Genomic DNA, 16,233 nt, shown 5'->3' with positions numbered 1-16,233 from the left:
GCAGGAATCCCGTTCCAGGCTTTCGACATATCCCTCACGCCTTTCATGCCTCCGATCTCATTGATCAGGTCATGGTCGCGCCGATACCTCGCCCAGGAGGAAGCAACGGGGTGAACGGCCGGTGTCACCTGCTCCGCGCGACATGAAGGCCCACGGAAAAAGCGCCCAAGATCCCGCCTGCAGCCATCGAACACTGCTTTGCGAAATTGCTTCACAAGCAAACCGCACAAACATCGCCCCGTGCGGTACTTATTCTGGCAAATTTTCCACAGGGGATCAAGAGGTCACCTGTGGTCAAAACCACCGCTGCACGCAATCCCGGCCGGACCGAAAGGTGAGCACAGGCGCTACCTGCGGAAACAGCCCGGCATCGAGCGATCGCTCTTCCCCTGTCAGCAGTCGGTCGAGGCACATCTTGACCACCTGTAGTTATCCACAGTCACACATAGTGTCGATCACAGTGACTGTTCGCGTCCGTGATCGCGAATGCGCGTTCATCCGCAATGGACTAACAATTCACCGGGATGGCCTTGATATATCGATTCCGTCGGAGGTTCGTTTACAGCGGAATGTTTCCGTGCCGTCCTGCCGAATTCCCGCCGCGTGTGGCGATCGCGGCCGCCAGCGCGGCGGCGAGCCGGCGCTGGGTCGACGCCGGGTCGATCACCTCGTCCACCACGCCGATCGCCACCGCCCGGTCCACGCCCCCGACGGCACGCGCGTGTTCCGCCGCCAGCCGATCGTGCAAGGCTTCCCGCTCGTCCTCGGCGGCGGCGGCGAGCTGCCGACGATGCAGGATCCCGACCGCGGCCTGAGCGGACATGACGGCGACCTCTGCCTGCGGCCAGGCGAACACGGCGGTGGCGCCGAGAGCCCGCGAGTTCATCGCGACATACGCGCCGCCGTACGCCTTGCGTAGCACCAGGGTGACCCGTGGCACGGTGGCTTCGGCGAACGCGTGCAGCAGCTTCGCGCCCCGCCGCACCACACCGCCGCGTTCCTGTCCGAGCCCGGGCAGATAGCCGGGTACGTCGACGAGGACCACGAGTGGAATGCCGAAGGAATCACACATCCGGATGAAGCGTGCCGCCTTCTCGGCACTGACCGAGTCGAGACAACCGGCGAGCCGGAGTGGATTGTTGGCCACCACCCCCACCGTGCCGCCGGCCAACCGGCCGAGCCCGACCACCATGCTCGGTCCCCATCTCGGCTGAAGTTCCTCGAAGCTGCTGCGCAGCTCGGCGTCGGGGGAGATCGTCCGGTCGAGCATCTCGTGCACGACCGACCGTATGTCGTAGGCGCGTCTGGCCTCGTCAGGAAGCAGTGCGCGCAGATCAGGACTGTGCTCGGGGAGCAGAGCGAGATCGAGGCCGCCGGGGTCGGCCAGCAGCCCGGTCAGCCGGCGTGTCCTGAGATAGGCGTCCGCCTCGTCGTCGGCGGCGACGTGCATCACGCCCGAGTCCTTGCCGTGCAGCTCGGGGCCGCCGAGCGTGACCATGTCCACCGCCTGCCCGGTCACGCTGCGTACGACGTCAGGACCGGTCACGAAGACCCGCGCCTCGGGCGCCATGACGACGATGTCGGTCAGTGCGGGGCCGTAGGCTGCGCCGCCTGCGGCGGGGCCCAGCACCACCGAGATCTGCGGCACCTTGCCCGACGCCCGGACCATGGCCGCGAAGACCCTGCCGACTCCGTCGAGCGCCTGCACCCCCTCGCCGAGCCTTGCGCCGCCGGAGTGCCACAGGCCGATCACCGGGCACCGTTCCCGCACGGCGGTGTCGATCGCCGCGACGATGTGGTCGCAGCCCGCCGTGCCCATCGCGCCACCCATCGTCGTGGCGTCGCTGCAGTAAACGACCACCGGCAGGCCCGTGATCTGCCCGCGGACAGCATAGGCTCCGCTGTCGTCGGCCGGCCGTAACTCCTCCACGGAATCCTGGTCGAGCAGTTTCCTTACTCGGACACGCGGGTCCCGGGTGTTCTCGCTGCCGGTTTCCGATCGCGGGATTGTCGTCGTCATACGCGGGCTCCTGTGGTCATCCGTCCGATCGAAAGCAAGGAGAACGGGGTTTCCAGCGCACGGCGGATGCCGGACCGGCTCGCGGAAGCCGGGCCGGTACGGCACCGCCGCGAAAGGCGACAGGTCAGCGGCGGACCGCCTCGATGATCGTGGTCGACTGCACGCCGGTCCACGCGGGACGCACCGGGATGAGTCTGGACAGCTCGAACCCGGCGCGCTCCAGCAGCTTCTGGAAATCCGCCTCGGTCCGCTCCCTGCCGCCGGGGCTGCTCAGCAACATCATCACGTCACTGCGAGCAGCGATCTTCGACGCCACCGAGTCGTCGAACCGCTCCGGGCACACGGTCTCGACGAGCAGGAGCCGGCCACCCGGCTTCATCGCTCTGTGGCAGTTGGCCAGGATCTGCACGCTGCGCTCGTCGTCCCAGTCGTGGACGACGCTCTTGAGGATGTAGAGGTCGCCGCCGGCGGGCACCGACTCGAAGAAGTCACCCGCGACGATCTCGATGTCCTTGCCGCCCTCCGTCGTGGCCAGGTGCGACTTCGCCGCCTCCAGCAGGAACGGCTGGTCGAGGAGAATCCCCCGCAGCCCGGGGTTGGCCGCCACCACCGCGGCGAGCAGCGAACCCAGGCCACCGCCCACGTCGACCACGGTGGAACATCCGCTGAAGTCGTAGGCGTCGACCACCGAGCCGACCGTGTAGGTGGAGAAGAAGGTCATCGACTGGCTCAGCAGGGCGATGACCTCGGGCGGCGGTTCGGAGAACACCGCCGACCCCTTCTCGAAGAGGGCCGTCTTGCCGGTCTGCAACACGTCGGCCAGACCTGCCCAGCGCTCCAGGTGTTCCGGGCTGGCCAGCGTCATCGCCACGGCGTAGAGCGAATCCCGCACATCGCTGCGCAGGTGATAACCGACATCGGTCAATCCGAACACCCCGGACCGGGGCTCCTCCAGCACCCCCGAGCTGACCAGCAGCCGCAGGAATCTGAGCAACGACGCCGCGTCCGTCGCCGACGCGGCCGCGAGTTCGTCCACCGGCCGCGGGCCGTCGGCCAGCAGATCCGCGATCTTCAGCTGTGCGGCCACGTGCACCGCGCTCGACTCGTGGTGGCCCGTGATCAGCTGGAACAGCTCGACCGCCGACGTCGGCGCATCGGTCCCGCCCGCGACCTCTATCTCGACCATGCGTACTCCTCTGCTGTGGAAGTCCTCGCCGACGGTCACACGTCTCTCGCGTTCATCGGCCCGAACCGGTCACCGTCGATCCCCCACGCCACCAGCCGGTGCGGGGTGACCCGGATCAGCGGCGTGTCGGAGTCGGCGCCGATGGCCTCGGCCTTGCCCCTGATCTCGATGCCGCGCGGCCGCCACGGGTCGACCGACTCCAATTCGTCGACCACCAGCGCGGCCTGCCCCGTCTCCTGCACGTCCCGGAACTTCCTGCTGCGCCGCATCACTTCCGCGTAGCCGTGGATGTCGATCGTGCCCAGGTCGGCGTTGTAGTCGAACCCCACGGGGACGACGTGTGGCGCGCCGCTCGCGTTCACGGTGGCCAGCCGGCACAGCCGCTGCGCCCCGAGGAAGGCGAGCTCGTTTTCTGTGAACACTTCACTTCTCCCTTCACGCCGATGCCGCGGCACCGGCGTCGGAGCGGTCCAGCAGACCGTTGAGGACGCCGGCGAGCCGCTCGCCCGCGTCCTGCTGCGCTCCTGTGCTGCGCCAGGCGACGAAATTGTCCGGCCGGACGAGCACCGCCCCTTCGGCGGTGATGCCGACCTGCTCGATCACCTTGTCGTCGGCGTCCTTGACGTCGCCGTCGGGCCCCAGCCGGTAGACCGTCAGGGGCAGCTCGCTGTTCAGCCTGTCCGCGGCCTGCCGCCACCCGGCCGCGTTCGGCCCCAGGAGCAGGGCGAAACCGGCGCCGGCCAGGTCCAGGGTGGAGACCTTCTCCCCCTTGCGCTCGACCCACACGTGCGGCAGCCGGCTGCCGGGCGAGCCGTCCAGGTTCTGCTCGACGTCCTCAAGGGAGGGAAGCTCCTCGCGGGCATCGATCACGGCGCCCTGCGTGTACTGGAAACCGAAGCCGGTGACCAGCGGGTCGGCGATCCGCAGCTTCGCCTTCTCCGCCTCGCCCTCAGGGCTGTTGTCCCAGTGCAACTCCATGAAGCGGAAGCGCAGCCTGGCCTGCTCGCAGGTGAACTGCGCGATCGGCAGGCGCTCCTGGTCGTAGGTGTCCAGCAGCCCCGGCCCGGCCTCGCCGTTGATCACCATGGCCAGCTTCCAGCTCAGGTTGTAGGCGTCGCCGATGCCGGTGCTCATGCCGAAGGCGCCGACGGGTGGAATGGTGTGCGCGGCGTCGCCGGCCATCAGGACCCTGCCGACCCGTAGCTTGTCGACCACGCGTGCCGACATCTGCCATGCGAGCCGGGCCAGGACCTCCACCTCGAGGTCAGGCCTACCGACGACCTTGCGCACGATCTCGGCGCAGCGCTCCGGCGGGTAGTCCTCCAGCGACTCCTTGTCCGCGTCGTACGTGAAGTGGAAGACCCAGCGGTCCTTGTTGTTGATCGTGAGGAGGATGCCCTCGATCTCCCCGGTGCGAATCTCGGCGAACGCGAACTCGTTGCCGGCGACCAGGTCGCTCAGGTCCGCGCGGAACATCATGTTGATCATCGGCTCGCCGAGCTTGTCCAGGCCGCTCATGGTGAGCCCCAGCGAACGCCGGGTGCGGCTGGACGCGCCGTCCGCGCCGACGACGTAGCCGGCCCGCACGTCGCGGCGCTCGCCGGTCTCGTTGTTCAACAGCGTCACGGTGACTCCGGAGTCGTCCTGCGTCAGCGACTCCAGCTCGGTGGAGAACAGGACCTCCACCCCGCGGTCCGCCGCCGCGGCCACGAGCATGCGGTCGATCTGGTCCTGTGAGCATGGGCCGATGTCGGTCGGGCTGATCCGCCTGGTCACCTCCAGCACGTCCAGCGGAGGCGTGGGGAACCGCGGTGCCGCGGCCAGGTCACTGCCGGCCAGCGACGGCGACAGATTGACCTTGCTCATGCTCGGCGCCAGGTCGGCGCTGGCCTCGCGCATCCGCTCCTCCAGCCCCATGGCGCGGAAGAACTCACGCGCCGGCGGCTGCACACCGGTGGCCCGCGGATGGATGGACGTGGTGGCGCGGCGCTCGACCACCAGTGATCGAACCCCGTGGCGGGCCAGCGCGACAGCCGTCGACAATCCGACGGTGCCCCCGCCCACGATCAGCACCGGAACGTGTTCGTACGCCATGACAAGGCCTTTCTGGTGAGAAGGACAGCTAGGAGGGGGCCGGGTCAGGGGCGGACGGCCTCGACGATCATGCTGGAGCGCACGCCGGTCCAGGCGGGCCTGATCTCGATGATCCGCCCGGGCCGGAATCCGGCCGCCGACACCAGCGCCTGGAACTCGGCGGCCGACCGCTCCTTGGCGTTGGCGTTGACCATCATGTTGACGTCGCTGCGGGCGGCGATCCTGGACGCGATCGAGTCGTCGAACCTCTCGGGATACTGCGTCTCGACCACGAGCAGCCTGCCGCCGGGCTTGAGCTGGTTGTAGCAGTTGGTCATGATCTCGACGCTGCGCTCGTCGTCCCAGTCGTGGATCACGTTGTTGAGCAGGTACGCGTCACCGCCGGCCGGCACCGCGTCGAAGAAGTCCCCGCCGACGATCTCGCACCGGTCGGCCACGGGGTTGCCCGCCATCCGCCGCTTGGCGTTCTCCGCCATGTACGGCAGGTCGAACATGATCCCGCGCAGGCCGGGGTTGGCGGCCAGGATGGCCGAGATCAGGATGCCCTCGCCCGCGCCGAGCTCGACCAGGGTGCCGAATCGACCGAAGTCGTAGGCCTGCACCACGGCCTGGGCGGTGTGCGAGACGAAGAAGGTCATCGTCTTGCCCAGCAGTTCGAGGATGTGCGGCGGCATCTGCTTGAACGGATCACCCTTGTGCTCCTCGGGCACCCGGGACGCGCCGGTGCGCACGCAGTCCGCGAGTTCGCCCCAGCGCTGCTGGTTGCGCGGGTTCGCCATCATCAGCGCGAACGAGTGCAGCGAGTCGGGGCGGTCGGTCCGCAGGTGCTCGCCCACCCTGGTCAGCCCGTACAGGCCCGGCTCAGGCTCGGTGAACACGCCCGAGCTGACCAGCAGCCGCAGCAGTCTGCGCAGCGCGAACGCGTCGGTCTTGGTGGCGGTCGCGAGCTGCTCGAAGCCGACCGGCCCGGCGGCGACCAGGTCGGCCAGGCCGAGCCTGGCGGCCACGTGCACCGCGCTGGACACATGGTGCGCCGTGATCGACTGGAACAACTTGACGGCGGTAGTCGGTGAATCGCTCGTGCCGGTCAACTCTGCCAGCGCCATGAACACGTCCTTCCACGTCGGGTCGTCGACAGGCACTGTCGCCATCCTCGGTGGACCGCCTCTCGAAGCCCGCTCGATCCGCCGCCGGGGCGAGCCCTTCGAGCCGGGATGGATCGCAGGTCAAGGCGGCGCCACCACAGTGACCTGACCCAGCACAACGCTCCGCGACGTCCACAAGCGAGGAAGAGGGTTCACTCATGCCGGTCGAGCACGTTCCCGTTCTGATCACCGGCGGCAGCACCGTCGGATTGTCCACCGCCGTCGCCCTTGCCCAGCACGGACTACGTCCGATGCTCGTGGAACGCCGGGACGGAACGCTGATCCACCCGCGGGCGACCGGGCTGCACCCGCCGGCCCGGGAGTTCTTCCGCAGCACCGGTCTCGACGCCCAGATGCGAGAGGCCAGCGCGGTGCTGGCCAGCAGCCTGACCAAGTTCAGCGTGACGACGCTCGCGGGCGACGACCTGTCGAAAGTGGAGCGGATCCCGACCCCGCCGGAGGACGTGGTCGCGGCGACCCTGCGGATAAGTCCCACGGACGTCAACCCCTGTGCGCAGGACCAGATCGACCGGGTGCTGCTGGCCGCCGCGGCCGAGCGGGGAGTGGATGTCCGGTTCTCCACGGAACTGGTGTCGATGACCCAGGACGAGTCCGGGGTGACCGCGACGCTGCTCAACCGGGCGACCGACGAGCGCTACACCGTACGGGCCGACTATCTGGTCGGCGCCGACGGCTCCTCCAGCCGGGTGCGGGAGCTGCTGGGCATCCCCATGGAGATCGAGGATCGGCTCGGCAACCCGATGATCCACATCCTGTTCGACGCGGACCTCGGCGATCTCATCCGGGGCAACGAGTTCAACTTCTGCGAGATCAGGCACCCGGACTACGAGGGATTGCTGCTGTCGATCAACAACAGGGACCGCTGGGTGTTCCACCGCAGCTACGACGAGACCAAGGAGTCCGTGGCGGATTATCCGGAGGAGCGCTGCCTTGAGCTGATCAAGGGCGCGATCGGGCTGCCCGACCTGCCGGTGAAGATCCTGGCCATGTTGCCGTGGCGGATCTCGGCCGGAGTGGCCGACGCGGTGAGGGACGGCCGCGTCTTCCTGGCCGGGGACGCCATTCATGTCATCCCGCCCATCGGTGGTTTCGGCATGAGCACGGGCATCGCCGACGCCTACAACCTGAGCTGGAAGCTGGCCATGGTGCTGCGCGGCCACGCCGGGCCGGGTCTGCTGGACACCTACTCCCACGAGCGGCTGCCGATCGCGGAGTTCACCAGGGACCAGGCCGTGCTGCGGTTGCGGTACATGGCCCTGCACTGGGATCCCCGTCCGGAGGCCGAGCAGGAGCGCAACATGCTGCGCATCGCCGACCCGCTCGTCACCAGTTCGGGCTACCAGTACACGCAGGGCGCCGTGATCGATGCCCGCGAGGAGCTTCCCTCCCTTGAGGACGTCGAGCAGAACCTGGACGGCTCGCCCGGCAGCCGGTTGCCGCACGTGTGGGTCGAGCGCAAGGGGGAGAAGGTCTCCACCCTGGACCTGGCCGGCACCGGCTTCGCCCTGCTGACCGGTACGAACGCCACCGGCTGGCAGCAGGCCGGGCAGGCCGTCGCCGAGCACACCGGCCTGCCGTTGGGCGTCTACCGCATCGGGCCGGGCGCCGAGATCGACGACCCCGGCAGCCGGTTCGCCACCGTCGCCGGCATCGGCGAGGAGGGCGCGCTGCTGGTCCGGCCGGACAACTTCGTCGCCTGGCGTGCCACGGGAGCCCACCCCGAGCCGCGCGAGCAGCTCACCGGGATCCTCGACGCCCTCCTGCACCGGACCGCCTGACCGTTCCCCACAGACTCCAGGACAGGAAAGGCGGTCGATGGTGAACATCAGCCTCGTTCAGCAGGGCGCATGGGACATGCCGCTCGACTCGATGCCGCTCGCCGCGGGGTACCTCAAGGCGGTGGTCGACGCCGATCCGGATCTGTCGGCGGAGGCGACCGTGCGGATCCGCAACTTCCGGGGCGGCCGGACGCTGACGCAGATGGCCCGCCGGTTGTTCCTCGACGAGACTCCCGACGTGCTGGCGTTCTCCGTGCTCGGCTGGAACTACCGCAACTTCGGCGCACTGGCCGAGATGTTCAAGCAGCTCAACCCGCACGGCACCGTGATCTTCGGCGGCAACCACGTCGCGTACCAGTCCGAGCGGGTGTTCCGCGAGTTCCCGCACGTCGACATCGTGGTCAACGGCGAGGGCGAGCACACGTTCCGCGAGCTGGTGGCATACCTGCTCGGCCGCCGCGGCGACCTGGACCCGGTCGGCGTGGCCGGCTGCTCCTTCCGCCGCCCCGACGGCTCGGCGCACACCACGCCGGAGCGGGAGCGGATCTCCGACCTGGACACCATTCCCTCGCCTTTCCTCACGGGGGCCATCCCGATGACCGACTCGGCCGGGAACTTCCGTTATGACGTGGCGTTGATGGAGACCAACCGAGGCTGCCCGTACAAGTGCTCGTTCTGCTACTGGGGCGGCGCGGTCGGGCAGAAGATGCGATCGTTCTCCGCCGAACGACTGGCCGCGGAGCTCGACGTGTTCGGCTTCCACCAGGCTCCGTCGATCGTGCTGTGCGACTCCAATTTCGGGCTGCTGGAGTCCGACGAGCAGTTCGTCGAAATGCTGATCAAGACCAGGGAGCGGCACGGCTACCCGCGTGCGCTGGAGACCAGCTGGGCCAAGAACAAGTCGGCCCGGTTCTACAAGATCGTCAAGGAGCTGCAGCGACACGGTTTCCAGAGTTCGTTCACGCTGGCCCTGCAGACTCTCTCCGATGAGGCGCTGACCGGCATGCTGCGCAAGAACATGAAGGTCAACCAGTGGGAGAGCCTGGTCGACTGGCTCAACGAGGAAGGACTGGACTGCTACGCCGAGCTGATCTGGGGCGCTCCGGGCGAGACGCCCGCGTCATTCCTCGCCGGCTACGACAGACTGGCCGCCAAACTGTCGCGCATCGCGGTCTACCCGATGTTGTTGCTGCCCAACACGTCCTACAGCGAGCAGAGGGAAGTGCACGGGTTCGTGACCATCCGCGGTGAGGACGACGACTTCGAGTACGTGCTCGCCAACCGCAGTTTCACTCTCACCGAGAACCTGGAGATGCAGCGGTTCATCTTCTGGGCCCGGATACTGGGCGAGAACCAGTACCTGCGGTACGTCTGGCAGGCGGCCCGGGAGCTGGCCGGGCTGACCCAGTCGCAGGTGATCAGCAGCCTCAAGCAGTATTTCGAAGGTTCCGACCACCCCTCGGCGATCGCGTTGCTCAACGCCGTTCCCGTGCTCGCCGAGTCACCGGCGATCGCCGGCGCCCTGCGTTCCCTGTACGGCCGGCCCGAACTGGAGGCGGTCGTACACCGGTGGTGGCGGGAGGTGATGGTGCCGCGGTTCCCGCCTCGGTGGCGGCGGTTCGCCGAAGCCCTCTACGAGTACGAGCGCTGGTCCCGCCCGGTGTACGTGGTGCCGGGCGAGGATCCACCGGCCGGCTGGCGTCTCGCCGGTGACGACGGGTACGAGAGCGAGACCGTGTGCCTGCCGTACGACGTGGAGCAGGCCCTCGCGAATTGGACGGAAACCGTGGCGTCCGGCCCCACGGAGCGGCCGACGGCGTTCGCGTTCACCGCTCGTCGCGGTTTCCACGACCACCTGGACAACCACGAGACGGCGGCGCACTACATGGCTCAGCCGAGGCGCGTCCCTCAGCCCGCCACGGTCTGACCGGCGAGACCCGTGGGCGGCCACCGGCGGCCCACGGGTCTCGCACTCGGGTCAGGCGTTCTCGATGCCGAGTTTGCCGACCGCGGCCCGGATCACCTCGTGAGTGGGCGGCAGGTCGTCGACCAACCGGACGTAACGCGACTGCGCTTCGGCCAGCCGCTCACGGACCGCGGGTTCGTACAGGATGCCCCGCATCCCTTCCACCACGGCCTTCTCATCGAACAGCTGCTCGTGGGCCATCGCCGTCAGGTACTCGTTGCCCTGCACCAGCGGCTCGACGAAGTGATACAGCCCCTTCGGCCAGTGCCGGAACGGATCGATCGGCACGACCTCGCCCAGCCACGAGCGCACGGTGTCCGACAGACCGCCGAGCTCCTGTTCCATGCCGGCGACGCTCTGCTCGTCGGTCAACGTGAACCGGTTGGTGAGCAGCATGCCGGGCGTGCCCATCAGCACGGCGCGAGCGAGCGTCACCGCGTTCATGCTCAGCGACAGCAGCAGGTCAGCGGAGCTGAGCAGCGCGTGATAGCGGTCGGGTGTGGTGGGCGCGAGCACGTGCAGCCGCTCCGCGGGCAGGGTTGTGAAGGGCTCCAGCATGGGACCGACCACCACGACGTGGGTGCTGTCCGGCAACTGGCGCAGATAGTGGGCGAGCAGCTCGGGCACCCGCTCGCCCAGGCGGACCATCATGTCCGTGGTCTGCCGGGTGACCTCCTTGGGCTGCTGCCAGCTCGACACCGGAATCAGCACCAACCGGTCGTTCGGCGACAGGCCGAGCTCGGCGAACACCTTCGCCCGGGTGCGCTCGTCGCGGCCCGGCTCGGGAGCGACGATCCGGTAGGGGTAGCCGCGGCCGGACGGCCCCGGGTCCAGGTGCGCGATCGGAACCGGCCGGAGGTGGACGTCCATGTCCAGGATGTGCCTGTCGTACTCCCGCCCCCAGCCCCGGCCGCAGAAGTCGTAGGCGAAGACGGTGTTCTCCCATTCCCACATGTCGATGGGGAGCAACGGAACGCCGTGCTTCTCGATGAACCATGGGTCGTCCACGCCGCTGCGGACCATGTGGCCCCAGAAGTTGGTGTAGTCGGCCAGCACTATGGCGTCCGGGCGGACATCCTTGATCACCTCGTCCACGAACCGCTCGACCGGCCGGGCGTCGCCGTCGATGATGTGGAACGGATACCTGCCCGCGCGAAACAGCGGCTCCACGGCTTTCGTGGTGACGAAGTGGTTCTGGACCCCGCCGTCGGCCAGTTGGTCGGCGAGGGACAGGCCGACGAAGGTCTCGCCGTACCCACCCAGCACCGGCAGGCTGAAGTGCAACAGTTTCATCCGAACTCCCCTTGGTGGACTCTCCGTCGACGATGGCGAGCGCGCCTCGAGACCCGCTCAAGCCCGGGTGGTCGCCTGGATGCGACGCATGGCCGCCCGCACCACGTCCCGGTCGGCCCGCGGGTCGCCGGCCCGCGCCGGCGACATGGCCACGACCTCGCTGCCGCCCGGCCGCACCGCGGGGTGACGCCGGGCCAGGCTGGCCAGGCCCTGCCCCGGCCCGGCCTCCACGAGCAGGAAGTCCCCGCTCGCCAGCAGCGCGTCCAGCGCGGGCCGGAACAGCACCGGAGCGACCGGATGACTCGCCCAGAAGGCCGGGGCGGCCACCTGCTCCGCGGTCAGCACCGCGGCCGTGTAGCCGGAGTAGATGGGGATGCTCGGCGGCCGGGCCGGCACCGCCGCGAAGGCGCGCTCCGCCCCGGCGACCGAGAACGCCAGCAGCGGACTGTGGAACGGGCAGGTCGCGGGCACGCGGCGGCAGGTGAACGCGTGGTCGCGCAACGCCTCCTCCACCGCGAGCAGGGGCGCCTCGGCGCCCGCGAGCACGGTCTGGCGAGGCGCGTTGATCGCTCCGACCACCACGTCGGAGCGCAGGAACGGCTCCACCTCCCGCACCGAGGCCGCGACCACCAGCATCCCGCCGGGCACCGCCCCTGACAGGCTGCGCACCCTCTCCCGCAGCAGCCGCACGGCGTCGGCCAGGTCGAAGACACCGCCCAGGACCGCCGCCGCCATCTCGCCGATGCTGTGTCCCAGCAGCGCCGCGGGGCGTTCCCAGCTCCCCGCCAGCCGGCCGAGGGCGTAGTCGACCGCGAACAGCAACGGCTGGGACCGGGTCATGTGATCGATGGACACCTGAGGACGTGCGGCAAGCCAGTCGTCCCGCAACCGCGGGCCCTGGTCTTCGAAGGCCGCGAACACCTCGTCCATCGCCTCGGTGAACACCTCCTCGTGCCCGTACAGGCCGGCTGCCATCAACGCCTGCTGTGAGCCTTGTCCCGGCAACAGCAGGGCCACCGGTTTGGGCGCCGTCATCGCGAACCTCCTCAGTGCGTGCCTGACCGACTGAGTAAGCACCGATGATCGAGGACGGTTCGAACCCGCCTCGAGCAGGCGTCGGCAGTCTCGGCAGCCGGTAGCAGCGACACGACGGGAGTTCCCATGAGATTGCTGTACTTCAGCCTCTCCGCGGCCGCGTTCGGCGAGACGTTCATCGGCCTGTCACTGGCCGAACAGCTGCGCCGGGCGGGCATGGACAACCATTTCGTGGTGCCGCCGGTCACCGCCTCCGCCGTACGGCACTTCGGCTTCGAGCACACCGTGGTGGACTACGCGACCTGTCCGAAGGGACCTGCCGCCCGGGCGTTCATCGACGACCTGGTGAAAACCGTGGAACCGGACGCGATCGTGCTGTCGGACTACGGCTCATACTCCCGCAGCGTGGAGTTCCACCTGCGGCTCGACCCGTGGTTCATCGAGGAGTACGGCCTGCCGATCCTGCCGATCGACCTGGGCGAATGGGAGAACACCACCTTCGAGATCGACCTGGTCGGCCGCGATCCCGTACCGGTCAGCAAGAAGATCCTGGACTGGCCGGCCCACCTGCGCCCGGTCCCGACCGCCCACCTGGACGCGGGAGCGGGCGGCAGCGGCTGTCCCTACCGGGTCGTCGCACCGGAGCCACCCGTGACCGACCTGGCCAGGGCCGGAGTGTTCAACGAGTTCGGCCTGCGCCGCGACGACCGGCTGGTGCTGATCCCGGTCTCGTCGTGGCAGCAGCCCGGCGGCCGGATGTCCGGTGAGATGAGCGCCCGGCTGGCCGAGCGCGTCCCCGAGTTGCTGGTCCACTATCTCGGCCGGCTGCCCGCCTCCACCCATTTCCTGGTGATCGGCGAGCCGCCGCCCGCCCTGCTCGGCCTGCCTGCCGAGCGTCTGCACGTCATCCCGCCCTGCTCGATCGAGCGGTTCACCACGCTGCTCGGCACGTCGGACCTGACCATCGTGTTCAGCCCGACGAGCGCGACCAGTGCCCGGTCGGTCCTGATGAACCGCACCGCGATGGTCGTGCAGAACCGGTTCCGGGTGCACAACGACGCGGACGTGGCGCTTGTCGACGCCGAGGTGCGGCTGACCGACACGGTGCGCGACTGGCTGGGCCGAGCGGCGCCCATCGACCCGTTCCGCCTGTGGCCGAAGGGCGCCTACTTCGTCCAGGAGCCGATGTTCACCGACAACCCGTACATGGACGCGCTGATCACGGCGGAGATCCTGGACGAGACCGGTACCGTCGCCGCCATGGAAGGGGCGCTGTACGACCCCGAGATCCGCGATCGGCACGCCTCGGCCCGGGCGGACTATCTGCGGGCGGTGAACGCCCTGCCGGACACCGCGGACGTGGTGCTCGCCGCCGTCCAGCGCGCCACCGCCGCCCTCTCCCATTGACGGAGTAAGTGCTCACTCCGTATCTTGGGATGGCGACGCCGGCCGTGCCACGCACGCGAAGCAGTTCAGGGACGCCACCTCGCAGCCGGGTATCCCGCTCGGCCCGGCAGCGCACGTCCTCACCGGTCATTCCATTCCCAGCACAGGAAGGAGCACACTGTGGCGGAATTCGGCAACCCCGCCGCCTCCACCGGCAGCGAGCGGCCGACCATACGCGACGTGTTCGGGCGGATGGACCCGCGGGCCCAGCGGATCGTGCTCATCTGCACGTTCGCGGCCGCGTTCCTGAGCCTGCTCGACGCGACGATCATCGGTACGGCCCTCCCCAAGATCGTTGAACAGCTCAACGGCGACCAGACGCTCTACACCTGGACCGTAACCGGATATCTGCTGACGTCCACGGTGACCGCGCCGTTGTACGGCAGATACTCCGACCTCCATGGCCGCCGGCCGGCCCTGCTGATCTCGCTGGGACTCTTCCTCCTCGGATCGGTCCTCTGCGGGCTCGCCCAGTCGCTCCCCTTCCTGATCGTCTTCCGGACGCTGCAAGGCGTCGGGGCCGGCGGCCTGCTCCCTGTGGCCATGGCGTTCGCCCGTGAGGCGTTCCCGATGGAGGCGATCGGCAAGCTGCAGTCGGCGATGGGCACGATGATCGCGGTCAGCCTGATGGGCGGGCCGTACGTCGGTGGTCTGCTGACCGACTTCGCCGGCTGGCGCTCGGTGTTCTTCATCAACCTGCTGCTGGTGCCGCCGATCATCGCGGTCGTCGCGCTGCTGATGCCGCGCTTCCGCGCCGCCGACGTCCCGTCGGGGAAGGCGGACGTGCGCGGCGCCCTGTTGTTCATGAGCGGCCTGTCGCTGATCCTTTTCGGGTTGACCCAGAAGGGCCGGACAGCCGACGGACAGGTCATGTACGACTGGCTCAGCCCGCCGGTGGCCGGGTGCCTGGTGCTCGGTGTGGTGCTGATCGGGGTCTTCGTACTGGTCGAGCGGCGCACGCGGGTTCCCCTCCTGCCGCTTGAGCTCTTCCACAACCGGACGTTCTCGGCCGTGCTCGGGGCCAGCGGCTTCTTCTCCATGGCGATGTTCCCCGCCGTGCTGTTCATGCCGCTCTACTTCCAGCAGGTGCGGAACATCTCGGCGACCGTGTCGGCGCTGCTGCTGTTCCCCCTGCTCCTGGGCATGGTGCTGAGCAACCGGTACAGCGTCCCGATGATGTGGCGTCCCACCTGGGCGAAGCCGGTTCTCGTCGCGGCGGCCGCGTTGCTCGGCGTCGGCTCGGCGCTGTCGTTCACGGTCAGTGCGGAAACGCCGCTCGTCCTGGTCGTGCTCTACCTGACGTTCATCGGGGTGGGCATCGGGCCGTCCATGGCCGGCGTCGGCCTGCTCGCGCAGAACTCGGTGCCACCGACCGACATCGGCACCGCCACGTCCACCCTGATGCTCACCAAGACCGTCGGCCACACCCTCGGCCTGGCGATCGGGCAGACCATGTTCTCGGCACTGCTCCAGTCGGCCACGGCCGGCCCGCAGGCCGGGATGAGCGACGCACTCACCATGACCGTGGCCACGGTCGGGTTCGCCGGCGCCGTCCTCGCCGGCCTGTCCTCCCTGTTCATGCGTCCGGTGACGATTCGCCGTCCCGGCGGTCCTCCCAAGCCGGACCTCGCGTCTCAGCCAGCGGAAGGAACCCAGCAATGACCACCACGGAAACCCTGTCGGCACCCGGCCTCACCGCCGGCCTCTGGACGATCGACGTCGCCCACTCAGAGGTGTCGTTCTCGGTGCGGCACATGATGATCGCCGCGGTCCGCGGCTCGTTCGGCGCGGTCAGCGGCACGATCGACGTCGCACCGGAACTGACGGCCTCGTCGATCGAGGTCGAGGTCGACACCGCGTCGGTCTACACACGCAACCCCAAACGCGACGAGCACATCCGGTCGGCGACCTTCCTCGACGTGGAGAAATACCCGGCCGCCACGTTCCGCTCGACGGGACTGGAACCGGCCGGCCCCTCCACCGCGGTGCTGACCGGCGAGCTGACCATGCATGGCACGACCCGGGAGGTCCGCTTCGACCTGCGGTTCAACGGGGTCCGGGTGGATCCGTGGGGCAGCACGAAAGCGGGATTCAGCGCGGAGACGGTCATCGACCGGCACGACTTCGGGATGGTCACCGACATGCCCCTCGACAGCGGCGAGCTGTTCGTCGGACGCGAGGTGACCCTGACCATCGAGCTTGAAGCCACGGCACAGTAAGAGAGCACAGGTGGAACAGGCCCTTGTGGA

12 protein-coding genes are annotated in these 16,233 nt (G+C 68.7%); 5 read left to right on the top strand and 7 right to left on the bottom strand.

Annotated elements, in window-relative coordinates:
* Window positions 1-559: 559 nt before the first annotated feature.
* From QSK36_RS11345 to QSK36_RS11325, 5 genes are all read right to left on the bottom strand, one after another.
* Window positions 560-2,020 carry an acyl-CoA carboxylase subunit beta gene (locus QSK36_RS11345; RefSeq protein ID WP_285782347.1) on the bottom strand — a complete coding sequence of 487 codons (1,461 nt, stop codon included), beginning with the start codon at window positions 2,018-2,020 and terminating at the stop codon, window positions 560-562.
* A gap of 124 nt (window positions 2,021-2,144) precedes the next feature.
* Window positions 2,145-3,206, bottom strand: coding sequence for a methyltransferase (locus QSK36_RS11340; protein ID WP_285782346.1), 1,062 nt, complete (start codon window positions 3,204-3,206; stop codon window positions 2,145-2,147).
* Window positions 3,207-3,241: 35 nt separating this feature from the next.
* Entirely contained in the window at window positions 3,242-3,628 is a 387-nt protein-coding gene (locus QSK36_RS11335) for a PPOX class F420-dependent oxidoreductase (RefSeq protein ID WP_041952844.1), read from the bottom strand.
* A gap of 13 nt (window positions 3,629-3,641) precedes the next feature.
* Entirely contained in the window at window positions 3,642-5,300 is a 1,659-nt protein-coding gene (locus QSK36_RS11330; RefSeq protein ID WP_285782345.1) for an FAD-dependent oxidoreductase, read from the bottom strand.
* 44 nt (window positions 5,301-5,344) lie between these two features.
* On the bottom strand, window positions 5,345-6,442 hold the full coding sequence (locus tag QSK36_RS11325) for a methyltransferase (RefSeq protein WP_285782344.1): 1,098 nt from the start codon (window positions 6,440-6,442) through the stop codon (window positions 5,345-5,347).
* Window positions 6,443-6,603: 161 nt separating this feature from the next.
* Between QSK36_RS11325 and QSK36_RS11320 the strand changes: the two genes are divergently transcribed.
* Both QSK36_RS11320 and QSK36_RS11315 read left to right on the top strand, forming a co-directional pair.
* Complete coding sequence (locus QSK36_RS11320) at window positions 6,604-8,244, top strand: FAD-dependent monooxygenase (protein ID WP_285782343.1); 1,641 nt, start codon at window positions 6,604-6,606, stop codon at window positions 8,242-8,244.
* Between the two features lie 37 nt (window positions 8,245-8,281).
* On the top strand, window positions 8,282-10,171 hold the full coding sequence (locus tag QSK36_RS11315; protein ID WP_183537910.1) for a KedN5 family methylcobalamin-dependent radical SAM C-methyltransferase: 1,890 nt from the start codon (window positions 8,282-8,284) through the stop codon (window positions 10,169-10,171).
* Between the two features lie 51 nt (window positions 10,172-10,222).
* Here the strand turns inward: QSK36_RS11315 and QSK36_RS11310 are convergent, their stop codons facing one another.
* Window positions 10,223-11,503 (bottom strand): DUF6365 family protein, encoded by a 1,281-nt coding sequence (locus QSK36_RS11310; RefSeq protein ID WP_285782342.1) that lies wholly within the window; start codon window positions 11,501-11,503, stop codon window positions 10,223-10,225.
* 57 nt (window positions 11,504-11,560) lie between these two features.
* Window positions 11,561-12,538 carry an acyltransferase domain-containing protein gene (locus QSK36_RS11305; RefSeq protein WP_285782341.1) on the bottom strand — a complete coding sequence of 326 codons (978 nt, stop codon included), beginning with the start codon at window positions 12,536-12,538 and terminating at the stop codon, window positions 11,561-11,563.
* A gap of 126 nt (window positions 12,539-12,664) precedes the next feature.
* On the opposite strand from QSK36_RS11305, the gene QSK36_RS11300 reads away from it, so the two are divergent.
* From QSK36_RS11300 to QSK36_RS11290, 3 genes are all read left to right on the top strand, one after another.
* The gene (locus tag QSK36_RS11300) at window positions 12,665-13,945 is read left to right on the top strand and encodes a DUF6365 family protein (RefSeq protein ID WP_285782340.1); all 1,281 of its coding nucleotides are present in this window, start codon (window positions 12,665-12,667) and stop codon (window positions 13,943-13,945) included.
* Between the two features lie 159 nt (window positions 13,946-14,104).
* Window positions 14,105-15,646 carry an MFS transporter gene (locus QSK36_RS11295; RefSeq protein WP_183537913.1) on the top strand — a complete coding sequence of 514 codons (1,542 nt, stop codon included), beginning with the start codon at window positions 14,105-14,107 and terminating at the stop codon, window positions 15,644-15,646.
* On the top strand, window positions 15,643-16,203 hold the full coding sequence (locus tag QSK36_RS11290; protein WP_183537914.1) for a YceI family protein: 561 nt from the start codon (window positions 15,643-15,645) through the stop codon (window positions 16,201-16,203). The genes QSK36_RS11295 and QSK36_RS11290 overlap by 4 nt, the downstream gene beginning before the upstream one ends.
* Window positions 16,204-16,233 lie beyond the last annotated feature (30 nt).

This window comes from Microbispora sp. NBRC 16548 (assembly GCF_030268985.1).
Taxonomy (GTDB): domain Bacteria; phylum Actinomycetota; class Actinomycetes; order Streptosporangiales; family Streptosporangiaceae; genus Microbispora; species Microbispora catharanthi.
This window is presented reverse-complemented; position numbering and strand designations above follow the sequence as displayed.